This is a genomic window from Rhabdothermus arcticus, assembly GCF_055382915.1.
Window position 1 is genome coordinate 1284937 of the sequence record NZ_AP043808.1, and the last position, 20837, is coordinate 1305773.

The 20837-nt window shown below is 67.9% G+C and carries 22 protein-coding genes; 15 read left to right on the forward strand and 7 right to left on the reverse strand.

Annotated features, from left to right (window positions below):
• Positions 1-75: 75 nt before the first annotated feature.
• A complete protein-coding gene (locus ACZ48Y_RS06730; RefSeq protein WP_464739717.1) occupies positions 76-690 on the forward strand; it encodes an MBL fold metallo-hydrolase in 615 nt (204 codons plus the stop codon).
• Here the strand turns inward: ACZ48Y_RS06730 and cmk are convergent.
• Positions 687-1331: a (d)CMP kinase gene (cmk, locus tag ACZ48Y_RS06735; protein ID WP_464739718.1), complete on the reverse strand. Its 645-nt coding sequence runs from the start codon at positions 1329-1331 to the stop codon at positions 687-689. The genes ACZ48Y_RS06730 and cmk overlap by 4 nt on opposite strands.
• A gap of 41 nt (positions 1332-1372) precedes the next feature.
• Between cmk and prfB the strand changes: the two genes are divergently transcribed.
• A protein-coding gene (gene prfB, locus ACZ48Y_RS06740; RefSeq protein WP_464739719.1) for a peptide chain release factor 2 occupies positions 1373-2447 on the forward strand; the annotation gives its coding sequence in 2 pieces (ribosomal slippage) (positions 1373-1423 and positions 1425-2447; 1074 coding nt in all).
• Here the strand turns inward: prfB and ACZ48Y_RS06745 are convergent.
• Positions 2444-3661, reverse strand: coding sequence for a hypothetical protein (locus ACZ48Y_RS06745; RefSeq protein ID WP_464739720.1), 1218 nt, complete (start codon positions 3659-3661; stop codon positions 2444-2446). The genes prfB and ACZ48Y_RS06745 overlap by 4 nt on opposite strands.
• A 68-nt stretch (positions 3662-3729) precedes the next feature.
• Between ACZ48Y_RS06745 and ACZ48Y_RS06750 the strand changes: the two genes are divergently transcribed.
• The 13 genes from ACZ48Y_RS06750 (at position 3730) to ACZ48Y_RS06810 (ending at position 16118) form a co-directional block, all read left to right on the forward strand.
• Positions 3730-4713, forward strand: a complete 984-nt coding sequence (locus tag ACZ48Y_RS06750) for a zinc-dependent alcohol dehydrogenase family protein (protein ID WP_464739721.1) — start codon at positions 3730-3732, stop codon at positions 4711-4713.
• 109 nt (positions 4714-4822) lie between these two features.
• Positions 4823-6673, forward strand: a complete 1851-nt coding sequence (gene cas10, locus ACZ48Y_RS06755) for a type III-B CRISPR-associated protein Cas10/Cmr2 (protein WP_464739722.1) — start codon at positions 4823-4825, stop codon at positions 6671-6673.
• Positions 6670-7854 carry a type III-B CRISPR module-associated Cmr3 family protein gene (locus tag ACZ48Y_RS06760; RefSeq protein WP_464739723.1) on the forward strand — a complete coding sequence of 395 codons (1185 nt, stop codon included), beginning with the start codon at positions 6670-6672 and terminating at the stop codon, positions 7852-7854. Before cas10 ends, ACZ48Y_RS06760 begins: the two co-directional genes overlap by 4 nt.
• A gap of 2 nt (positions 7855-7856) precedes the next feature.
• Complete coding sequence (cmr1, locus tag ACZ48Y_RS06765) at positions 7857-9131, forward strand: type III-B CRISPR module RAMP protein Cmr1 (protein ID WP_464739724.1); 1275 nt, start codon at positions 7857-7859, stop codon at positions 9129-9131.
• Positions 9128-10012 carry a type III-B CRISPR module RAMP protein Cmr4 gene (gene cmr4, locus ACZ48Y_RS06770; protein WP_464739725.1) on the forward strand — a complete coding sequence of 295 codons (885 nt, stop codon included), beginning with the start codon at positions 9128-9130 and terminating at the stop codon, positions 10010-10012. Before cmr1 ends, cmr4 begins: the two co-directional genes overlap by 4 nt.
• A 2-nt stretch (positions 10013-10014) precedes the next feature.
• The gene (gene cmr5, locus ACZ48Y_RS06775; protein ID WP_464739726.1) at positions 10015-10404 is read left to right on the forward strand and encodes a type III-B CRISPR module-associated protein Cmr5; all 390 of its coding nucleotides are present in this window, start codon (positions 10015-10017) and stop codon (positions 10402-10404) included.
• Positions 10405-10407: 3 nt separating this feature from the next.
• The gene (cmr6, locus tag ACZ48Y_RS06780; protein WP_464739727.1) at positions 10408-11472 is read left to right on the forward strand and encodes a type III-B CRISPR module RAMP protein Cmr6; all 1065 of its coding nucleotides are present in this window, start codon (positions 10408-10410) and stop codon (positions 11470-11472) included.
• Positions 11473-11475: 3 nt separating this feature from the next.
• Positions 11476-12237, forward strand: a complete 762-nt coding sequence (gene cas6, locus ACZ48Y_RS06785; protein ID WP_464739728.1) for a CRISPR system precrRNA processing endoribonuclease RAMP protein Cas6 — start codon at positions 11476-11478, stop codon at positions 12235-12237.
• Complete coding sequence (locus ACZ48Y_RS06790) at positions 12200-13429, forward strand: TIGR02710 family CRISPR-associated CARF protein (protein ID WP_464739729.1); 1230 nt, start codon at positions 12200-12202, stop codon at positions 13427-13429. The genes cas6 and ACZ48Y_RS06790 overlap by 38 nt, the downstream gene beginning before the upstream one ends.
• Positions 13419-13982, forward strand: a complete 564-nt coding sequence (locus ACZ48Y_RS06795) for a hypothetical protein (protein WP_464739730.1) — start codon at positions 13419-13421, stop codon at positions 13980-13982. Before ACZ48Y_RS06790 ends, ACZ48Y_RS06795 begins: the two co-directional genes overlap by 11 nt.
• A gap of 46 nt (positions 13983-14028) precedes the next feature.
• Positions 14029-15045, forward strand: a complete 1017-nt coding sequence (gene cas1, locus ACZ48Y_RS06800) for a CRISPR-associated endonuclease Cas1 (RefSeq protein WP_464739731.1) — start codon at positions 14029-14031, stop codon at positions 15043-15045.
• Positions 15046-15048: 3 nt separating this feature from the next.
• On the forward strand, positions 15049-15321 hold the full coding sequence (cas2, locus tag ACZ48Y_RS06805; protein WP_464739732.1) for a CRISPR-associated endonuclease Cas2: 273 nt from the start codon (positions 15049-15051) through the stop codon (positions 15319-15321).
• Between the two features lie 542 nt (positions 15322-15863).
• On the forward strand, positions 15864-16118 hold the full coding sequence (locus tag ACZ48Y_RS06810; protein WP_464739733.1) for a hypothetical protein: 255 nt from the start codon (positions 15864-15866) through the stop codon (positions 16116-16118).
• Positions 16119-16160: 42 nt separating this feature from the next.
• Here ACZ48Y_RS06810 and ACZ48Y_RS06815 read toward each other — a convergent pair whose 3' ends face one another.
• The 5 genes from ACZ48Y_RS06815 to ACZ48Y_RS06835 all read right to left on the reverse strand — a co-directional run bounded on the left by ACZ48Y_RS06815 (position 16161) and on the right by ACZ48Y_RS06835 (position 20808).
• Complete coding sequence (locus ACZ48Y_RS06815) at positions 16161-17270, reverse strand: ABC transporter permease subunit (RefSeq protein WP_464742864.1); 1110 nt, start codon at positions 17268-17270, stop codon at positions 16161-16163.
• An 81-nt stretch (positions 17271-17351) separates the two neighbouring features.
• The gene (locus tag ACZ48Y_RS06820; protein WP_464739734.1) at positions 17352-18101 is read right to left on the reverse strand and encodes an ABC transporter ATP-binding protein; all 750 of its coding nucleotides are present in this window, start codon (positions 18099-18101) and stop codon (positions 17352-17354) included.
• 55 nt (positions 18102-18156) lie between these two features.
• Positions 18157-18855, reverse strand: a complete 699-nt coding sequence (locus tag ACZ48Y_RS06825) for a hypothetical protein (protein ID WP_464739735.1) — start codon at positions 18853-18855, stop codon at positions 18157-18159.
• Complete coding sequence (locus ACZ48Y_RS06830; RefSeq protein WP_464739736.1) at positions 18855-19856, reverse strand: hypothetical protein; 1002 nt, start codon at positions 19854-19856, stop codon at positions 18855-18857. The genes ACZ48Y_RS06825 and ACZ48Y_RS06830 overlap by 1 nt, the downstream gene beginning before the upstream one ends.
• Positions 19840-20808 carry a hypothetical protein gene (locus ACZ48Y_RS06835; RefSeq protein ID WP_464739737.1) on the reverse strand — a complete coding sequence of 323 codons (969 nt, stop codon included), beginning with the start codon at positions 20806-20808 and terminating at the stop codon, positions 19840-19842. Before ACZ48Y_RS06835 ends, ACZ48Y_RS06830 begins: the two co-directional genes overlap by 17 nt.
• Positions 20809-20837: the final 29 nt, after the last annotated feature.

Consider the following 20837-nt stretch of genomic DNA (forward strand, 5'->3'; position numbering starts at 1 on the left):
CCCTTCTCGTGCCAACTTAATCATAACATATGCCTCCGCGCTTGTCAAGTTTTCTCCCCGGCGTATCCTGAGGGCGTGGAGATCCGAGCGCTGACCGTCAGCCCCCTGGCGGAGAACACCTACCTGGTCTGGGAGGGGGAGGAGGGCTTCATCATCGATCCCGGGGACGAGCCGGAAACGCTCCTCAAGGCCATCGCCGCCGCCGGCTTCACGCCCCGGGCGATCTACCTGACCCACGCCCACTTCGACCACCTCGGCGCGGTGGCCCCGCTGGTCGAGGCCCTCGCGCTCCCGGTCTACCTGCACGCCGCGGACCTTCCCCTTTACGAGAACGCCCAGCTGGCCGCGGCGAGCTGGGGCTTCTCGGTCCCCCAACCGCCCCCGCCGACGGGCTTTTTGGTGGAAGGCGACCGGCTCCCCCTGGGCGGGGAGGTGCGCTTTGTCCCCGGCCACAGCCCCGGCCACCTGGCGTTTTACTTCCCCAACGCCGGCGTCCTCTTCGGCGGGGACCTGCTCTTCCGCGGCGGCGTCGGTCGCTACGACCTGCCCGGCGCCGATCGCGACCAGCTCTTCGCCTCGCTCCGACGGCTGCTGACCCTGCCCGGCGAGACCCGGGTCCTCCCCGGGCATGGCCCCGAGACCACCCTCGCCGAAGAACGGCGCACCAACCCCTTCCTGCAGGGGCTTTAGGGGTCTTTCTTCTCGATCGCTTCCACCACCCGGCGCACCACCTTGTCCAGGGTGAGCCGGCTGGTGTCGATGAAGACCGCATCCGGCGCGGGCTCGGTCTGGGCCCGGTCGCGGAAGTCGCGCTCGCGCAGCTCGGCCTCGATCGCCCGGGGGTCCGCCCCGCGCTCCTTGGCCCGCCGCCGGGCGCGCACCTCGGGGTCGGCCCAGAGGAAGAACTTGAACGGGGCCTCGGGAAAGACCACCCGGCCCATGTCCCGACCATCGACGACGAAGGGCGGGGGCATCGCCCGCAGGCGGTCGTTGACCCAGGCCCGCACCCGGGGGTGCTTGGCCACCAGGCTGACCACCCGGTCCACCTCGCGGGAGTGCAGCCGGGGGGTGACGTCGGTGCCGTCCACCAGCACCCGGTCCCCCTCCATCCCGGGGATCAGCGCGACCTGGTGGCGGCCGAGCGCCGCCAGGACCGCGGCCTCGTCCTCAGGGTCCACGCCCTCCCCCAGCGCGATCAGCGCCGCGGCGCGGTAGAGGAGACCGCTGGAGACGTAGGGAATGCCGAGCGCCCGGGCCACCCCGCGCGCGGTCGAGGACTTCCCGGAAGCCCCCGGGCCGTCGATGGTCACGATCAGGCGACGTCGGTCCACGCCCTTTAACTTACCCGCCCCAGGAAGTAAACTAAAACGTTGTGAACACCAACGACCTCCTTCAACGACTCGACGCCCTCAGGGGGTATCTTTGACATCCCCCAAAAGGAAGCCGAGCTCAAGACCCTCGAGGCCGAGCTGGAAAACCCCGAGCTCTGGTCCGACCCCGAGCGGGCCAAGGGCCTGACCCAAAAGGCAGCGCGGCTGCGCCGCGTGGTCGAGCACTACCGGGGGCTCGAGGGCGACCTCAAAAGCCTCGCCGAGCTCGAGGCCGAGCTGGGGCCCGACGCCGCCGAGGCGCTCGCCAGCGAGTTCGAGGAGGCCGAGCGCCGGCTCGCCGAGCTCTACCGGGAGACGCTCCTAAACTTCCCCCACGCCGAGAAGAACGCCATCCTCACCATCCAGCCCGGCGCCGGGGGGACCGAGGCCATGGACTGGGCCCAGATGCTCTTTCGCATGTACACCAAGTGGGCGGAGAAGAAGGGCTTTGGCCTCGAGGTCGTGGACGTGGTCCCGGGCCCCGAGGCGGGGATCGACTACGCCCAGATGATCGTCCGCGGCGAGAACGCCTACGGCCTGCTCTCCGCCGAGGCCGGGGTGCACCGCCTGGTCCGCCCCTCCCCCTTCGACGCCTCGGGGCGGCGCCACACCAGCTTCGCCGGGGTCGAGGTGATGCCCGAGATCGACGACTCGATCGAGATCGAGATCAAGCCCGAGGACCTGCGCATCGACGTCTTCCGCAGCCAGGGCGCCGGCGGCCAGCACGTCAACACCACCGACAGCGCGGTGCGCATCGTGCACCTGCCCACCGGCCTCACCGTCACCAGCCAGGCCACCCGCAGCCAGCACAAGAACAAGGAGCTGGCGCTGAACGTCCTCAAGGCCAGGCTCTTCGCCCTGGAAGAGAAAAAGCGCGAGGAGGAGCTGAAAAAGCTCAAGGGCGAGGCCCGGCCCATCGAGTGGGGCAGCCAGATTCGCTCCTACGTGCTGGACAAGCAGTACATCAAGGACCACCGCACCGGGCTGATGCGCCACGACCCAGAGAACGTCCTCGAGGGCGACCTCGACGACCTCATCTGGGCCGGGCTGGAGTGGAAGGCCAAGCAGCGGGCCTAGTAGGTCTCCTCCAGGAAGTCCCCGTCGGCGTTGTCCGCGTAGGTGATCGCGCTCAGGACGCGGTCGGTGGTGTTCGCCACCACCAGGCCGTAGTGGGCGCTCTTTCGAATCGTCGCGTTCTTGATCACCAGGCGCTGGTGGGAGGCGTTGCCGGAGCTGTCCACCAGGACGTTGGCGAAATGATCGCTCTGGCTGGCGCAGCTTGCGGCCTCGCTGCCCCCGTACTCGACGATCACCTGCTCCAGGCGGTTGTCGGGGCTGTTCGTGTCGTGGAAGTAAAGGCCACACCAGTAGCCGGGCACCGGGGAAAGCCCGGTGAAGACGATCGGCGCGGCGGCGGTCCCCACCGCGGTGAGACCCCCGCCACCGTCGCTCACCGTGAGCCGGGCGTCCTGCTCGAAGACCAGCCGGGTCCCCGGCGAAAGGGTAAGGGTGTGGCCGTCGGCCACGGTGACCTCCCCCTTGACCCGGTAGGGCACGTTGAGCGCCGCCCAGGTCGCGTCCTGCACCTCGCGGTAGCCCTCGGCGACGCGCACGGCGTCCTTGCCCGCGGCGTTCCCGCGAAAGTCGTTGTCCATTTCGATCTGGTCGACCCGGCTGGCGTAGACGAGCATAGGAACGCCCTGGTTTTCGGTCAGGAGGTTGTGGGCAAACCCCGAGCCCAGATCCACCGCGTCGTCCACGAAGAAGGCCGCCCCGGCGTTCTTCCAGACCTTGGCGTGCTGCACCTCGACCCGCGAGGCCCCGACCAGGGCCACCGCCGCCCGGTAGGTCCCGAAGGCCCCGGGGTCCCAGGTATCGGCCCCAGCGGCGTCGCGGACCTCGACGTACACCAGGCGGTTGTCGAAGCTGTTGGCGTCCGTAAAGACCAGGCCCTTCCAGTAGCCGGGGGTGGCGGTCGCCCCGCGCAGCACCACCGGCGCGGCGGCGCTTCCCGCGGCGATCAGCTTGCCGTGCCCGGTCACGAAGAGGCCGGTGTCCTGCGCGAAGACCAGCTCGGTGCCGGGTGCCAGGGTGAGCGCCCCGGTCTCGGTGACCTCGAGGTCCCCCACCACCAAATAGGGGCTACACGTCTCCGGTGACAGGGTGCGCGCGTCGGCGATCTCCCCGGAAAGCCGGCACGTCCCCACCCCGTCCACGGGCGGGGGTGAACCCGGGCTGCAAGCTGAAAGCCACCAAGCCGCGAGCACGAAAAGCCCAAGGATACGTTTCATCGAGCACCTCCAGCCCGAGGCTAGAAAAGGCCGCGTCAAAAAAGCGTCACCGGGTGGAGAATGAGGGCATGCGCGCAATGGTGCTCCGCGAGGTCAAGCGGCCCCTGGTCCTGGAAGAACGCCCCCTGCCCGAGCCCGGCGAGGGGCAGATCCGCATCCGGATCGAGGCCTCCGGCGTCTGCCGCACCGACCAGCACATCGCCGACGGCGAGCTCCCCCCGCCCCGGCTGCCCCTGGTTCTCGGGCATCAGATCGTGGGCCGGGTCGACGCCCTCGGCCCCGGGGTCCGGGACAAGGTCCCCGGCCAGCGGGTCGGGGTGGGCTGGCTGGGCTGGACCTGCGGGACCTGCAAGTTCTGCCGCCGGGGCGAGGAAAACCTCTGCGAACGCGCGAAGTTCACCGGCTACCACCTCGACGGGGGCTTTGCCGACTACGCCCTGGCCTACGCGGACTACGCCTACCCCCTGCCGGAGGACCGCGACCCGGTCACGATGGCCCCCTGGATGTGCGCCGGCCTCACCGGGTTCCGGAGCTACCGCTTCGTGCGCGACCGGGAGCGGATCGGCTTCTATGGCTTCGGCGCCGCCGCCCACCTGCTCGCCCAGGTGGCGCGGTTCGAACAAAAGCAGGTCTTCGCCTTCGTCCGCCCCGGCGACGAGGCGGCGAAAGCCTTCGCCCGAAGGATGAGGGCGACATGGGCCGGCGATTCCACCGAGGCCCCGCCCGAGCCCCTGGAGGCGGCGATCATCTTCGCCCCGGTGGGCGCGCTGATCCCCGAGGCGCTCAAGCACCTCGAGCCCGGGGGCACCCTGGTCCTCGGAGGAATCTACATGAGCCCGGTCCCAACGATGCCCTACGACCTGCTCTGGCACGAGCGCAAGATCCGCTCGGTGGCCAACCTCACCCGCGAGGACGCCCGGGGCTTTCTGGCCATCGCGCCCAAGGTGCCGGTGGTGCCCGAGGTCCAGGTCTTCCCCCTCGAGGCCGCGAACGACGCCCTCGACGCCCTGCGCCAGGGGAGGCTGACCGGCGCCGCGGTCCTGGTGCCCTAGCCCATCCCCCCGTCCACCGGCTCGCCACGGCGCACCGCGACCGCCGGTCCGAAATATCACCGGCGGTCGCCCTGCTTCGTATTAGGATGCGTTTCAACCGAGGTGCACCATGCCCCAGACCTATCTTTTGCTGATCAACATCGGCCCCGTTCAGGGCTTCATCGCCACCGCGCGAAGAACGCGGGACCTCTACGCGGGCAGCCAGCTCCTTTCCGAGGTGGCGGGCACGATCGCGACCCGCCTCCTCGAGCGCGGCGCCGAGCTCATCTTCCCCGCGGCGAACAGCCCCAAAGCCATCAACGAGCTCAAGAACGCGGGCATCCCCAACGTCATCCAGGCCGTCGTCCGAGCCGAGGGCCCCGAGGCGCTCAAGCGACTCGTGGATGACGCCCACCGAGCGGCCAAGGCGTGCTTGATCGGGGCAGCCAGGGCCATCTTCAACAGCAACACCACCCAAGCGGTGCTGACCCGGCGAAGGGCGGCCCTCGCCCAGGTCGAGGACGCGATCGAGTTCTACTGGGCGGCGACCCCCCTCACCGGTGAAGACGCCTACCCAGAGGCCCGCCAACACCTCGGCCGGGTCATGGCCGCGCGCAAAGCGACCCGGGACTTCGGCCCCACCTCCGCCTGGGCCGAACGGGTGCCCAAGAGCTCCTTGAGCGGTCAGCTGGAGAGCGTCACCCACTTTCCTAACTGGACCCGCAATAAGCAACAAGCCCAGCGCCGCTACAAGGCCGGCTTCCGACCGGGCGAGGAGCTCTCCGGCGTGGACCTCCTCAAGCGGCGGTTTTTGGCCCGCAGCGGGAAAACCCCGAAGCGGGCCTTCGCCAGCACCAGCCACATGGCCCTCTTGCCCCTGCTCGAGGGCCTCAACCAGGACGAGCGCGACGCGCTCACGAAGCAGGCCAAGACCCTGCAAGCAGAGCTGGGGGTTGTCTACGACGGCTGGCCACCGAAGCACCTCATCGAGCGATTCGGCTTCCTCAGGGACCTCGACCCCCGCATCTTCTTCCCCAGCCGCCACCGGGAGCTCGCCGAGGAAGGTGGCCAGGACCAGGCAACCTGGGAAGCGACCCAACGGGCGCTCGGCGAGCTCTACCGTAGGCTGGGCCGCGAGCCCTACCCTTACTACGCCATCCTGCACGCCGACGGCGACCGCATGGGCAAGGCCATCAGCGCGCAAAAGGGCATCCAGCAACACAAACAGCTGTCCTCCACGCTTAACGCATTTGCCATGGACGTCAAAAAGATCGTGGAGCGCCACATGGGGTCGCTCGTCTACTCCGGCGGCGACGACGTCCTCGCGCTCCTCCCGCTGCACACCGCGCTCGCCTGCGCCCGGGAGCTGGCGGAATGCTTCGAAACGAGGATGAAAGGCTTCAAGGCCGATGAGGCGTCTCCCACTCTCTCGGTGGGCCTGGCCGTGGTGCACCACCTCTTCGATCTCGGCGAAGCACTCAACCTCGCGCGCAAGGCGGAAAAGGAGGCCAAGAGGACCCGGAACGCGCTCGCGGTGACCTTTTCGCCGAGATCAGGCGCGGAGACCACCGCCCGCGGCACTTGGGACGAGCCGTTTGCCCTGGACCAGCGGCTCACGCTCCTCGCCGAGTGGCAGAACCAAGGGGCTCTTCCCCAGCGCTTTGCCTACGAGCTCAGGGAAGCCGCCAGCGTGCTCGGCGACCTCCCGCAGGGCGAGGCGCTGCTCGCCGAGGAGGCGGTGCGGATCCTCAAGCGCAAGGACACCGGCAAGGCAGCGAACGACTGGGGTTGCGCGCTGAAGATGCGCGTCGCCGACTGCCTCAAGAAATCGTGCATCCAGGAGCGGGAGGAGAACGAAGTGGACGCGTGCATCAAGGCTTGGCTCAAGCAATACGGCGCCGACCGCCTGAGCCGGGAACTGATCGTGGCCCGAGCGTTCGCCAGAGCGCTGGCCCTGGCCCACCCGGAGGGAACCCGATGATCCTCGAGATCCAGCCCCGAGACCCCCTGGTCGTTCGCGACGGCCGGCCCTTCTCGGCCTTCCCCGGCGCCAAGGTGCGCGGCTATCCCTTCCCCCCGCCCCAGGTGATCGCCGGTGCGGTGCGCGGGCGCGTGGGCCAGGCCTGCGGCTACACAAAGGACGCGCCCCAAACGTGGCGGGACCTGCTCACCCAGATCTGCATCGAGGGGCCGTTGCTCCTCGACCATGCCCAAAACGCGCTGCTCTACCCCGCCCCGCTTGACGCGCTGCTCATGAAGTCCGAACACGGGGAAACGCCGTACACGCTCTTCCAGCTGCGTCCAGAGGCGCTTCCCGAAGGCACCCTCACCAACCTTCCAAACGGCTTGATGCCGGTCTTCGCCCCCCAAGACATGCCCGAGGGCAAGCCGGAAGCGATGCCCGCCTTCTGGCACGCGTCGCGCTTTTTCGCCTGGCTCTCAGGCATCCCCGATGCCGGAGAACGGCTCTCCACCCCCGCCGAGCTGGGGATCTCCGGACCGCAGGTCACCTATCGTACCCACGTAAAGATCGCGGCGGCAACGCAAACCGCCGAGGAATCCATGCTCTTCGAAACCAGCGGCCTCGCGTTCGCCCACGCCGAGGAAGGGCGCACCGCCTCGCTCGCCGGGGTTCATGACCTCGCGCTCTTGGTCCGGGTCTTGGGCATCCCGCCCCAAGCTTGCGGCGAAGACCTCAAGACCGCCCTCACCGGGGTGTATCCGCTCGGAGGCGAGCGCCGGCTGGCGCTCTGGGAAGCCGGTAAAGACGACGCCCTCTGGCCCGCCGAGCCTCCCCCCGGGCTGATCGAGGCCATCGCCAGCGCCCGGCGCGCCCGCGTGGTGCTCCTCACCCCCGCCGATTTCAACACCAACGGCCACACCGCTCCCTTTCTCCCCGCAGGCGGGTACCTGGGCGGGGCGCGCATCGCCGCCGCGGCGGTGGGCCGGCCGCTCACGGTCTCCGGCTGGGACATGCTCGCCGGCACCCCCAAGCCCAGCCGCCGGCTCGTGCCCGCGGGTTCGGTCTACTTCGTCGACCTAAGCGGCGTTGAGGACATTGAAACGTGGGTTCGCAACCATTGGATGCAACGCCTCCCCCAACAGCCCGAACAAAGCCAGCGCGACGGCTACGGGCTGGCGGTGGTGGGGGTCTGGAGGTAGCCATGCCGCGAAGCGTCAAACTCAAGGACAGCTTCAACCCGAATGCCGAAGACCTTTGGCAGGAGAAAGGCGGGAAAGGCGAGAAAAACGAGCGTCGGGCCATTATCCGCGAAGAGCGCGAATACCGGCTGGTCACGCCGCTCTTTGGCGGGGGAGAACAAAAAAACCGCGCGGATTCGGTCACCGTGCTCCGTTCATCCTCGATCAAAGGACAGCTCCGGTTTTGGTGGAGAGCCATTAGAGGATGGCAATCAAAAGGCAGCCTTCAGCGCCTATTGGCTCTCGAAGAACAGATCTGGGGCGGCGTTACCGTAAAGAAGCAAAGCTCGCGGGTTAGTATTCGCTTGGATCTTTTGGAACCAGCTGATCCCAATAAACTTAGACACCTTCACGCCCAAAATGCCCCGCGTTATCTGGTGTTTCCTCTTCTACAAGGAAGCGAAGAGGACAAGGAAAAAGGCTTAGCAATCGATATTCGTTTCCGCCTAACTCTGACCTTGCACGCAGCGAATGAGAGCGGGGGCAATGACGGTGCTTTGGGGTTGAACGAATTAAAAAATGAGGTCGATGCCGCCCTCTGGGCCTGGGAAACCTTCGGCGGCGTCGGCGCGCGGACCCGTAGGGGGTTCGGTTCCGTGGTGCCGGTGGCGTCCAACCCCCCAAGCCTGGAAACCATCCGCGCAAAACTCAAGCACTGGGTGCGCGGCCACACCTGGCCCGAGGGCGTTCCCCACCTCACGGTGGACAGCCTGTTTAAGCTCTTCCCCGGGTCATGGCGCGAGCTGGCCGAGCGCTACAAGGCCTTCCGCCAGTGGCGGAACGGGCAACGGGGACGCAGCAAGTGGCCCGAGCCCGACGAGATCCGCAGGTTAACCGGTATGCACAGCCCCGGACACGACCCAAAGCACCCGGTTCACAAGTTCCCCCGGGGCCATTTCGGCCTTCCGATCGTCTTCCACTTTAAAGATTTCGACAAGAAGAATAAAGACAAGAGCGATCCCCCAGACACCATCCTCAAAGGCGAGACCCATGAGCGCCTCGCCAGCCCGCTGGCGTTCAAACCCTACGCCAAAACTGGCCCAGTTCTGGTGTACGTGCTCGAGGGCAATCGGCAACTGCCCGAGGCCTATGTCCTGGACGCCCCGCAAACGCATTACAAAGTGGCCATCGAGCTCACCCTCGAGGAGGCCCAGAAGATTGAACCCTTGCGCCATGCAGGCGGAGAAACGGATCCCGTGCGTGCGTTTGTCAAGTGGCTTAAGGAGGAAAGGCGATGAACAAAGCAGCGGTTTACCTCATTCACGCCCTCAGCCCGCTTCACCCGGGCGTGGGCCAAGGCGTCGGCAGCGTGGACCTTCCGGTGGCCCGGGAAAAGGCCACCGGGATTCCCTACCTGCCCGGGAGCTCGGTCAAGGGCGTCCTGCGCGATGTGGCTCGCCTTGAATGGCCAGAAGGCAAGGTCGCGGCGATCTTCGGGCCCGACACCGAACACGCCTCGGAGCACGCCGGCGCCGCCTACTTCGGCGACGCGAAGCTCCTTTTGCTGCCCGTGCGCAGCTACGCCGGGGTCTTTGCCTACGCGACGAGCCCCTACCTCCTCAAGCGGTTCAGGCGGGAGGCCACGATGGCCGGGCTCGAGCCCCCAGAGCTTCCCCAGGCCCCTAAGGAGCAGGGGGTGGCGCTGGCAGGCCAGGCCAGCGAGGTCGCTACTAAAGGGGAGGTCTACCTGGAAGACCTGGACTTCAAAGCGCAGAACGCCAAGGAAATCGAAGAATGGGAGACCTGGCTCGCAGAGCGCACCGGCGACCTGGACCTTCCCCTGAAAAACCGCCTCCTCTTCCTCCATGACGACGTGATGAGCTTCCTTCTCGAGACCGCCCTGGAAGTGGTCACCCGCATCCGCATCGACGAAGAGAAAAAGACCGTCGCCAAAGGCGCCCTCTGGTTCGAGGAGAACATCCCCGCCGAAAGCGTGCTCTACGGGCTTCTTAGCGTTGCTCCTCAGACCTTCGGCCAGGTGAACGGCGCGCCCCTTCAAGGCCAGGAGGTGCTTGCGCAGATCCAGAACCTCGCCGACCGCACCCTTCAGTTCGGTGGCAACGCCACCGTGGGCCGGGGGCTTTCCCGCGTGGCCTTCGTCTCGAACCGGGAGGCGTAGCGATGACCCGCGAGCAAAAACGGGCGAGCGCGGTCTACAAGATCGTCGAGCAGCATCAAAACAAAGACGAAAAGACACGCAACGACTACGGCAGCATGGCGCTGCGCTTCCCCGCGCTCCTCAGAAGCGCCGGGCTGGTGCAGGCCCTGGCCTTCGTCGATGCGCGGGGCAACGACGCGCACAAAGCGTTCATCCGCGACTTCGCCAGCGTCCTCCGAAAGCTTGAAGGCGCGTCGGAACGGGGGGAGGCGGCCTTCAAGGCCTACTTCGAGCAGGCGCAACACGCCGAGCTCCCGGAGTACATGCGCATGACCCGCGAGGCCCTGGCGGTGGCCGACTGGTTCAAGCGCTTCGCCCAGAGCGTGCTCAAAGTCGAACCCGGGGAGGAATAAGCCATGCCAAGTTCCACCCGCAGAGAAAAGCTTGCGGACTTATCCCCAGTCAACAGCACCCACCCCGGCCTCTGGCTCGATAAATACCTCCGGACCTCCGACAAGGAGGACGCAAAGGCCAAGCACGAACTGGTCGACCAAGTCATCAAGCTGGGAAAAACAGCCGGAAATAATGCCTACGATGCCTATTTCAGGCGCTACCAGGCCGCCCTGGCCAACCGCCCCGGCCCCGTCTACACCGCAACCGGCAAAACCCAAGGCCGGCTGAGCGTGGGCCTCGGAGCGAACGCGGTGTTGGAAACCTCGATAACCCTCCACCGCACCTACGGCGTGCCCTACATTCCGGGCTCGGCGCTCAAAGGCCTCGCCAGCAGCTACGCGGCCAAGTACCTGAAGCACGAGGCGTGGCGCCGCGCGTTCAAAGACGGCAAGACCACCCGCGGCGAGCTACAAAAGCTGATCTTCGGGGATACCGAAGAAAGCGGCCTGGTGATCTTCTACGACGCCCTGCCCGACCCGAAGGATTACCAGCTCGACCCGGACGTGATCACCGTCCACCATCCCGAGTACTACCAGGGCAAGGGCCAACCGCCCGCCGACTGGGACGCCCCCATCCCGGTGCCCTTCATCACCGCGCGGGGGGCCTTTCACTTCTACCTGGGGCTGGTGCCGCTCCCCGGGGAAGCCTTGGAGAACGGCCGGAAGGTGCTCGACCTCGCCGCCAAGCTGCTCAAAAAGGCGCTGGAAGACGAGGGCGTCGGGGCCAAGACGACCCTGGGCTACGGGCGATTCGCGTTTGAAGGGACGTTCTCCGAGCTCGAGCCCCCCCGCAGCCAGGCCCTCGAGGAGGCCCTCCAACAGGCCAGCTTCGTCGCCTGGAAGCAGGACATCGCGCAAACCCTCGGTCGGGTGGCCGTCCTCTGGAAGGACCTCCCGGACGCGGAGAAACAGGCGCTCGAGGCCTTTTTGAAGGAAAAAAAGGCCCGCGAGCTTACGCATCCCCAGCTCAAGCGGGCCCGGAAGCAAAACCCGGACCTCGACGCCCTTCTTCGCACCCTGGGGCGCTAAACCGTGCCCGCCGCCGTCGTCGTCTACCTCGACACCCCGCGCCCCCCATCCCCGATCCACCTCCGGGGCTGGCTCTATCACGCGCTCACCCCGCGCTTCCCCGACCTTCACGCGGGAAGCGGCCCGCGCCCCTTTGCCATCGCCAGCGGTCGGGACCCCCAGGGCCCGGCCTGGGCGCGGTTTGCGTTCCTCGACGAGGACCTCGCCAGGGCGGCCCTAGAGCAACTCTGGAACGCCCTCGGCCAGCCGCTGCCCCTGGGCCGCGAGCGCACCGCCCCCACGGCGGTGATCGAGCTCGCCCACCCGCTCGCGGGCCAAACCACCTGGCCGGAGCTGCTTGCGACCCCTCCGAGCCGGGACCTGCACTTCGAGTTCCTCCGCCCCACGCTCTTCAAAAAGGGCGACCTGCACTACCCCCTGCCCGAGCCCGAGCGCGTCCTTCGCTCGCTGGCTAGGGCCTGGAACGCCTTTGGACCCGAGCGCGTGCCGGAAGCGCGCCTCAAGGGGCTGATCGAAAAGGCCACCCTGCGCTACCTCGACATCCGCACCCAGACCGCCCACGCCCACACCCGCACCCCGGGTTTCGTCGGCCGCCTGACGCTCCACCTCCCCAAGGCCAGCGAGGACGAAGCCCGCTGGGCCGCGCGGCTCGGCGAGCTCGCCTTTTTCTCGGGGGTGGGGGCCAAGACGACGATCGGATTTGGGCTCACGAGGAGGTTTGAACCGCGTGAAGAAAGGTCTGATTCAAACCGTCGGGCTCACTGAAGGTCCCATCGTCGCGAGCCTCGACGCCCACCGACCGGACTTCGTGGTCTTCCTCGCCAGCGAGCGCTCGCTCACCTACGTGGAAAAGGCCCTGGCACGGGTGCCCGTCCCCGGCCACAAGGCCCTCCGCCTCGAAAACCCCGAGGACATGACCCAGGTCTTTCAGGCCGGCAGGAAGGCCTACCGCCTCCTCAGGGAGGCCGGGGTCGAGGCCTTCCTCGCCGACCCCACCGGCGGCACCAAGACGATGGCCGCGGGCCTGACCCTGGCCCTGGCGGGCCTCGGGTTCACCTTCGTCTACGTGGGCGGCCAGACCCGCGACGCCGCGGGAAGGGTGGTCACCGGCCACGAAGAGATCCGCAGCATGGCCGACCCCACCGAGCGCTTCCACGTCTTCGAGCAACGCGCCTTCATGCAGGCCTGGAACGCCTGGCGCATGCAGTCCGCCGCGCAGATCATGAACGACATCCTGCAAGACCGCGCGGAGATGGGGGAAGGCGAACGCACCTACTTCGAGGCGATGCACCGGATCGCGCAGGGGATGTTCGAGTGGGACCGCTTCCATCACGCGGCGGCCTACCGGCGCCTTCAGGAGGCCCTCCCCCGGGCGCTGGAAGTGGCCCGGCGATGGGGGCACGCGTCCAAGGTCCGGCTGCTCTCCGCCCTCGGCGCACAGCTCGAAGCCCTCGACCGGGTCCGCGAGGACGTGCAGTCGGGCCACCCGACCTTCGCCGTCCTCGCGGACCTCCTGGCCAACGCTGAGCGCCGCGCCGACGCCGGCCGCTACGACGACGCCCTGGCCCGGCTCTACCGGGCGGTGGAGCTCGCGATCGAGGCCCACTTTTACGAATCCCACAGAATGCACGTGAAGAACCCGGGCACCTGGCCCCGCGCCTTAACGAAGCGAACCTCTTTGAAAAGGCGGGTTCGGAAGGCCCGGGGGCTCTTCGCGCTGATCGAGCTCGGCTTCGATCTGGCCACCGCGCTGGGGGAAAAGGGAAGCCTGCCCCAGCGCCTCTTCGCCCAAAGGAACACCCTCGGCGCGCTGATCAAGGAACGCAACAAAAGCATCCTGGCCCACGGGGTGCAGCCCGTGAGCCAGGAAGACTACCGGGCCCTGCGTGATTTCCTGGCGGGCTTCGATTTGACCCCGGCCGCCCCCTGGCCCCGATGGAGGAACGATGAAGCTTGAGGACGCCTGGAAGATCTTCGTGGAAACCTACGTCCACGGCAACGTCGACGAGGCCCAGGCCTACTACCGGCAAGCGGTCTGGCCCGCGCTCGTCGCGGCCTGGAAGGCCACGCCCAAAGGCGACGTCCCGGACACCCCCTTTCGAACCAGCGTCCACACCCTGGGCACCAGCCCGGAGGCCGCGGTGCTGGCGGCGCTGGCGTTCGGCAGCCAGGAGGTCCACCTCCTGCACACCCCGGACACCGAGCGCCACCTTCCCTTCGTCGCCGAGTGGACCGGGGCCAGGGTCGTGGGGCACGCGGTCGACCGGGAGGACCCCCGCCCGATCTACCGGACCACCCGCGAGCTCGCCGAAGCCGCCACCGAACCGCTGGCCCTGGACATCACCGGGGGCACCAAGGTCATGAGCGCGGCGCTGATGTCGGTGGGCTTCGTGCTGCTCGCCCAGGGACGGCCCCTTTCCGTCTACTACCTCAGCAACGAGCGCTACGAGCCCAGGGTGCGCCGTCCGGTGGCGGGGAGCGAGCGCCTGAAGCGCATTCCCCCGCCCTGACCAAGGGCTGGCAGGTTGATGAGAACCCCCCTGCTACCCTGGGGGTATGGGAGTTTTACACCTGACAACGCCCGGGTCGAGGCTCGTGCGCAAGAACGGCAACCTCGCGGTGGAGCGAGACGGCGCAGTGCGCCATACGATCCCGGTCAACAAGGTCCGCTTCGTCTTTCTGCACGCGGGCACCCACGTGAGCGAACCCGCGCTGCGGCTGGTGCTGCAAAACGGCGGGGCCCTCGCGCACCTGGACCGGTCGGGCAGGCCCATGGGCCTCACCCACGGTGGGGTCTGGCCGCACGCGGAGCGGATCCTTGCGCAAGCCCGCTTGCTTCAAGAACCGGGCCGGCGGCGTGACCTCGCGGCCGAGCTGGTGCGGGGCAAGCTGCGCTCGCAGGCCGCGTACCTCGCGCTTCGAGCCAAATGGGCCAAAACACCTTCCGAAGCGAAGCGTTTCCAAGACGCCGCCGAGGCCATTCGTGGCCTCGAAGCCCGCCTGGACGGCGCCAAAACCCTGGAACGACTCAGGGGTCTGGAAGGCGCGGCCGGCCGCACCTACCTCCAGGCCCTGGCCGCTCACCTGCAGGCCAAGCGGATCCCCTTCCGGGGTCGGCGGACCCGCCCACCCAAGGACCACGCCAACGCGGCGCTCTCCTACGGCTACGGCATCGTGCGGTCCTTGGTGACGCTCGCCGTGTTGCAAAGCGGGCTGCTGGTCGAAGTCGGCATCGTGCACGAAATGCAGCGCCGGCAACCCGCCCTCGCGCTGGACCTCCTCGACCTCTTCCGGGTCGTGGCGGTGGACATGACCGTGGTCAAGCTGCTGACCAACAAGCAGCTTTCCAAAAAGCACGCGGTGCGGCAGGGCGAGGGGGTCTACCTCGACGACGAGGGACGCCGGCGGTTGATTCAGGCCGTGCAGCAGCGTCTGGAGAAGCCATTCTTTCATCCAGCGCTCGGGCGCCGGGAACCCCTGCTTGAGTTGATCATGATCGAGGCCGGACGCCTGGCCGGCGCGATCGCTCTGGGAAAAGCCTACACGGCCTTCTACCTCGAAAGGGAGGAATGACCCATGCGGCGCAACCTTTACGCCATCTCCTACGACATCGCCGAGGACCGGAACCGGAACAAGGTGGCCAAGCTCCTGGAGCGCTTTGGGGTGCGGGTCCAGTACTCCGTCTTCGAGTGCGAACTCAGCAAGAAAGAACTGGCCGTGCTCAAGGCCAAGCTGGCACGCTACGTGGACGCGGAATCGGACAGCGTTCGCATCTACCGGTTGGCCGGCCCACCGGAGACCCTCGAGGGGCGGTTAAATATTCCACCCGCCAAAGGTTGGGTCGTGTAAACTATGCATGGCCGGAAAAGCCCGGCGGGGACATTGAAAACTCGGGGTCGTGCCGCGCGGGATTGTGAAGTAAGGAAGATTCCTTTGTTGCGTGCGATGCGCATCGGCGAAACCGCGATTCGCCACCCTCGCGGGGTGGTGGAATGGTTCCAAGGAATACCCCTTTTGTCGATTTTGGCCCCTTGCGCCCCGTCCTGAACGCGCGTAGAATGGCGAAGGGTTGCAACCGAAGTCAGCCCTGTAAGGGTTTGAAACGGGAGTGGGGCTGCGCCTTGGGTGAGGGGAGCGGCGAAGGGTTGTTGCAACCGAAGTCAGCCCTGTAAGGGTTTGAAACCGGCTCAAATGTTTGCAGCCAGGAACGTCAGGGTGGGTTGCAACCGAAGTCAGCCCTGTAAGGGTTTGAAACACGAGCTCGAGGGGGTAGAAGAGGCCCTCGAGGCCCTCAGTTGCAACCGAAGTCAGCCCTGTAAGGGTTTGAAACCCCTCCGAAATACCGCCAGACCCTTCCCGTGGCGCTTCAGGATGTTCACGGGAGGGGTTAGATGTCGTTTTTACGCATCCTTGCCGCCATCGTCGTGGTGGTGCTGATCTGGTTCCCGGTGTGGTTCGCGATCTTCTTCCTGCTCAGCGGCTGGTACGGGGTCAACGAGGGCGCGAGCTTTGCAGAGGCTTCGCGCAAAGCCATGTTCTGGAGCCTCGTGGCCGTGCTGGGTCTGGCGGGCTTTGCCTGGTTTCTCGAGCTCGGCTTCGACACCCTCGCGCGATGGGGGCGCGGCGACCCGCACGACCGGTGCTAAACCAGCGCACCGCGGCCGCCGGGCCGCCCGGCCATCCTGCGTTCAAGCGCGCTCGCGCTGGAACGCGCTCCCGCCCCGGATCAGGGTCTGCACCGCAAGCCAACCGAACACGACCGCGGCCACCAGATCGCTCAGCACCACCAGCAGCAGGTGCTCTGGGCGCAACGTTCCCTTGGCCGCCTCGAGGACCGCCACGACGCCGTTGAACACGGGGACCAGATAGGTCGCGGGCGCTGTGGCCAACGTGTCCGTGAACTGCAGTCCGAGCCCGGAGAACATGATCAGCGTCGCGATCCACGTCGTCAGCGAGCGAGCTTCCCGCGAGGAACGCGCGCGAAAGCCGAACCAGAGCAGGAAAGCCGCCAGCAAAAGGCCCGTGGCCAGCATGCTGAGCAAGAAGCCCAGGATGCTCCAGGGCGTCAGCAAGACCTGTCCTCCAATGGGGATGTCGATGTCCGAAAAGGTCGTGCCATCGCTCGGCAGGAAGCGACCCAAGAACCCCGTCAGCACCACCCCCGCCCAGGCCATGATCGAGGAAGCGGCCCCAACCAAGGTCGCGGCGAGCATCTTTCCGGCGGCAATGCTCTCGCGGGTGACCGGCATCAGCAGGAGGACCTCCAAGAGGCCGCGGTCCCGGTCGCCCGCACTGATCTCGATCGCGGTGTGCTCGATCGCGCCCATCAGCCAGACCAGCACCACCATAGGGATCAAAAAGGCCATGCCTCCTAGCGCGCGCTCAGCCGGAGAGGCGGCGTTCTTGATGCTGATTCGGTCGGGCCCCGGCCCCCGACGACCCTCCGGACGGGAGGACTGGTAGAAGGTCAGCAAGGTCACCAATCGCCGGATCATGCTGGCGTTCACCAGCGTGGTCTGCCGGGCGATGACCTCGAAGCGGCCGTCGCGGTAGCGCAGCCCGATCGGCGCGCGACGGCTGGCGACCATCCCTTCCGGATCCTCGGTCGCTACCAGGACGAATCCGCGGGCGCTGGGAAGCCCCTCCTCGAGCACCCGGCGCAGGTCGCGAGGCAGCGGATCACGGGCATCCACGGCGAGGATGGCCCGCGCCGTCGCCGTCTCCTTGGCCGCCATCCTCAGCACGAAGGGCGTCGCGAGCAGGGTCAAGGGGATCAAAACCAGCGGCGCGAGGATCATGCGCCGCAACCCCCCCTTCACGCAAGAGGGACCAGAGGTCGCCCCGAACGAGGTGCAGCACGTGGCGCAGGTGAAGCCGCCTCACGCGATCATCCCCTCCCCGTCGGCGTCCCGGCGTCCGGCGGCCAGCTGGAGGTAGGCGAGCTCCAGGTTGGGCGCGCCCGCCCGCTGGAGGAGCGCGCTCACCGTCCCCTCCGCAACCATGCGCCCGGCCTCGATGATGCCCACCCGGTCGCAGATCGCCTCGGCCTCGGCGAGCACGTGCGTCGCGTAGATCACGGCGGTGCCCTGGCGTTTCAACCGGCGCACCAGCTCCAGCACCCCGAGGCGGCTTTTGACGTCCATTCCGTTGGTCGCCTCATCGAAGACGAGCACCCTGGGCGCGTGCAGCAGCGCCCGCGCGATGCTGACCCGCTGCCGCATACCCGTCGAGTAGGTCTCGATCCGGCGATCCAGGTAGGGCATGTCGAGCATCGCCTGCAACCTCTCGATGCGCGCATCCAGGTCCGGAAGGTCGTAAAACCCTCCGTAATAGCGAAGGGCCTCCCGTCCGGTCATCGCCGGAGGCAGCGGGGCATTGACCATCACCACCCCGACCTCCCGTAGCAGCAGCGTCCGCTCCAGACGCGGGTCCAGCCCGGCGACGCGGACCACCCCACGCTCCGGCGAAAGGAGCCCCACCAGGGCACGCAGGGTGGTGGTCTTTCCGGCGCCGTTGGGCCCCAAGAGCCCGTACACCTCGCCTTCCCGAACCTGAAAGCTCAGGCCCCGCACCGCGTGCAGATCGCCAAAACGAACGTGCAGGTCCTCGACGTTCACGAGCCACGCCATTCCAGTCCCTCTCCTCTCAACACAAGACGGTGCATCCTCGCCACTTCACGCCCACCTACGCCAGCTCCACCGCGGTAACCACCCGCTCATCCTGGGGCATGCCGTCTAGATCGTAGAGCCAGAACTCGGGAAACTTGAGCACCACCAGGCCTTCCTCGCCGAAGACCTCGACCCCCTCCGCCCGGCGCCAGGCCTCGCCCCCGTGGGCGGTGCGGTAGTGGAGCCGGGCGACGAGGGGTGGCGTGAGCGCCCGGGCCCGGGCGCCAAGCCGCAAGGCGACCTCGAACGGACGGGCTCCGGGGTCGAGAAACCGCACCCCGGCCCGGCCCGTTTCCCCCCCGGGCAGGTCGACCGGCACCTCGTGCGCCGCCCCAGGACCGGCGGCCAGCGGCAACGCCGCCGCCGGAAAGGCGACCTGGCCCTCGTAGGCCCGCATCAGCCGCTCGAAGGTTTGGAACAGGGCCGAGCCCTTCCAGTAGCGCGCCCAGGCGCGCTGGAGCGCCTGATCCGGCGGCGGGTGGCGCTCGGGGTCCAGGCGGTGCGCCACCCGGGCCGCCAGGTAGCGCACCACCTTGGAGCGTCCTTCGGCGAGCGCCAGCGCCTCGGGCAGGGCCTCTTGCTCCCCGGCCAGGGCCCGCAGGAGCATCCAGTAGACACGGAAGGGACGGGGTGGGGGCGCGCTCGGTAGCGGCCCCACCGGCGCCCCCTGATCGAGCACCCGCACCACCCAGGCCTGCCATTCGCGGGCCCGCATCACGGCGCCGCCTCCTCGAAAAGGCGGTCGAACGCGTCCTCGTGGGCGTCGAGCAACCAAGTGTAGAGGGCCTGGGGGTCGGGCCAATCGGGGAAGAAGCGCTTGTGGCCTTCGTAGCTGGCGGCCTTGCCCGCCCAGCCGCGGTAGGCCTCGAGCGCGGCCGCGAAGGTGCGCGGCCAGCGGCCCCGGTCCGCCCGGGCCCAAAGCGGCAAGCCCTCGCGGGCGCTGCGGCAGCCCTTGCGCTTTCGCAAGCGGGGAGCGGTGAGCTCGTCGAAGACCTGAGGGAAGGTGGGGAGCACCGCCTCCAGGTGTTCCCGATGGGGGCAGCCTTCCGCTTCCTGCGTCAGGCCCTCGACCCAGGCCTCGACGCTCCCCCACCAGGGAGGCAGGGCCAAAAAGGCAAGGGGGAAGGGAGCCCCGGCCTCGGTGAGCCCCCGGGCCAGCCGGTCATCGAGGACCCGCGCCAGCCGCTCGAGGAGCTTTCTGGAGAGCTCGTCCCGCCAAAGCGGCCTGAGGCGCTCGAGCACCTCGCGCTGGCAGGGGTCCTCGAGGCGAAGGGCGGCCTTCTGCCGCCGGAGTTCCAGCCAGCTCCCCCCGGGGGCCAGCGCGCGCACGCGCTGGGCGAAGTCCAGGGGACGCGCCTTGCAAAGGTCCTGCACGCAGCCTTCGGCGTGCTGGCAAGCCACGTCCCGAACCAGGTAGAGCCAGAGGTCCTCGACCCGGGCAGGCGCCTCGTGCCGGCCGCGCCAGCCCTCTAAAAACGCCCCCACCCCGAGCCGCGCAAAGAGCCAGCGGGCAAGCTCGGGGTCCTCGTCCTCGAGCTCCTCGAAGAACGCCTCGACCGCGTCCTCGAAGCTCCTTGCGTCGGCCAGGGCGACGAGCAGCAGGTACTGGTCGGGTCGCTTGAGCTCACCCAGCCAGGACCCGCCCAGCAGCTTAAGCGCCAACCCCAAAAGCGTCCTCACGTCGCGATAGAGCTCGCGTTCAGTCGTGTCGGGCATCGTCCGCTCCCAGCATAGACGCAAGACGCCTCAAATAACGCCGCTCCGAGGGGGGCGGCCAGGGGTGGGCCTGAGGGCGCAGGGCGAAGGCGATGGGCTTGGCCGCCTCTTCGCGCCCCGCTTCGCGGTCGAGCCAGCCCCGGGCGCGGGCCAGGGCATAGAGGAAGGGGGCCGGATCCCGGGCCGCGGCCGGCGAAGCCAGCTCCGCGAGCAAGACGCGCAACAACCCCGGGCCATCGTCGTGCAGCGGCTTTCCAAGGAAGAGCACCGCGCCGAAGTCGGCGTCGAGCTTGCCCGCGCGGGCCAGGGGCGTGAGCAGGTCTTCGACGAGGCCCTCGGCGCTATCGCAGAGAAACGCAAAGAAAAAGCGAAGCCGGCTGGGAGCTTGCAGCAACGCGTGCGCAAGCTCGCCAAACCCCACCCGGGCGCCGGTGGCGTTTCGCCTCAGGTAGAACCCCGAGCCGTCTTCTGCTCCGTGGGCCAGCAAGAAAAGCCCCTCCACACCGGTCTTGAGCGCCTCGAACAGCACCCCGGGCTCCCCGGTTTCAAGCAGCGTCCCCCCTTCTCCGAAGGCCTCGAACACCTCGCGCCAGGGCGCAAACCGAGCGTGCTCCCCCCTTCCCGGACCAACGACCCAAAGCGCGCGCAGCGCCTCGGGCGGCGGCGCGGGCGCCACGCGGCCAGGCAACCTTCGCCAAAAGCGCACCCCGCAGACCGGGTTCGCGGTCAACAGGTCGCCGCACACGCCGCTGGCGTCGCCCAGCGCCTCGATCGGGTGATAGAAGAACGCCCTCGGCACCTGCACGACCCTGGGGACGGGCGGAGCGGGAACCCTGAGCGCTTCCAGCAGGCCTTTTCGACACAGGCGCTCGCGGGTGTAGAGGGGCGGCGCCTCGTGAAACAGCCCCTCGCGCTCCAGCCAGTCCAGCAAGGCCACGCAGGCTTCGGACATGTTCCCCACGCTAACAGGAAAAACGGCCC

Bases quoted from the DNA above. Each gene is read 5' to 3' on its own strand.
- ACZ48Y_RS06745 (WP_464739720.1), bottom strand. From the start codon at position 3,661: ATGAAACGTATCCTTGGGCTTTTCGTGCTCGCGGCTTGGTGGCTTTCA.
- ACZ48Y_RS06750 (WP_464739721.1), top strand. From the start codon at position 3,730: ATGCGCGCAATGGTGCTCCGCGAGGTCAAGCGGCCCCTGGTCCTGGAA.
- cas10 (WP_464739722.1), top strand. From the start codon at position 4,823: ATGCCCCAGACCTATCTTTTGCTGATCAACATCGGCCCCGTTCAGGGC.
- ACZ48Y_RS06760 (WP_464739723.1), top strand. From the start codon at position 6,670: ATGATCCTCGAGATCCAGCCCCGAGACCCCCTGGTCGTTCGCGACGGC.
- cmr1 (WP_464739724.1), top strand. From the start codon at position 7,857: ATGCCGCGAAGCGTCAAACTCAAGGACAGCTTCAACCCGAATGCCGAA.
- cmr4 (WP_464739725.1), top strand. From the start codon at position 9,128: ATGAACAAAGCAGCGGTTTACCTCATTCACGCCCTCAGCCCGCTTCAC.
- cmr5 (WP_464739726.1), top strand. From the start codon at position 10,015: ATGACCCGCGAGCAAAAACGGGCGAGCGCGGTCTACAAGATCGTCGAG.
- cmr6 (WP_464739727.1), top strand. From the start codon at position 10,408: ATGCCAAGTTCCACCCGCAGAGAAAAGCTTGCGGACTTATCCCCAGTC.
- ACZ48Y_RS06795 (WP_464739730.1), top strand. From the start codon at position 13,419: ATGAAGCTTGAGGACGCCTGGAAGATCTTCGTGGAAACCTACGTCCAC.
- cas1 (WP_464739731.1), top strand. From the start codon at position 14,029: ATGGGAGTTTTACACCTGACAACGCCCGGGTCGAGGCTCGTGCGCAAG.
- cas2 (WP_464739732.1), top strand. From the start codon at position 15,049: ATGCGGCGCAACCTTTACGCCATCTCCTACGACATCGCCGAGGACCGG.
- ACZ48Y_RS06810 (WP_464739733.1), top strand. From the start codon at position 15,864: ATGTCGTTTTTACGCATCCTTGCCGCCATCGTCGTGGTGGTGCTGATC.
- ACZ48Y_RS06815 (WP_464742864.1), bottom strand. From the start codon at position 17,270: ATGATCCTCGCGCCGCTGGTTTTGATCCCCTTGACCCTGCTCGCGACG.
- ACZ48Y_RS06820 (WP_464739734.1), bottom strand. From the start codon at position 18,101: ATGGCGTGGCTCGTGAACGTCGAGGACCTGCACGTTCGTTTTGGCGAT.
- ACZ48Y_RS06825 (WP_464739735.1), bottom strand. From the start codon at position 18,855: ATGCGGGCCCGCGAATGGCAGGCCTGGGTGGTGCGGGTGCTCGATCAG.
- ACZ48Y_RS06830 (WP_464739736.1), bottom strand. From the start codon at position 19,856: ATGCCCGACACGACTGAACGCGAGCTCTATCGCGACGTGAGGACGCTT.
- ACZ48Y_RS06835 (WP_464739737.1), bottom strand. From the start codon at position 20,808: ATGTCCGAAGCCTGCGTGGCCTTGCTGGACTGGCTGGAGCGCGAGGGG.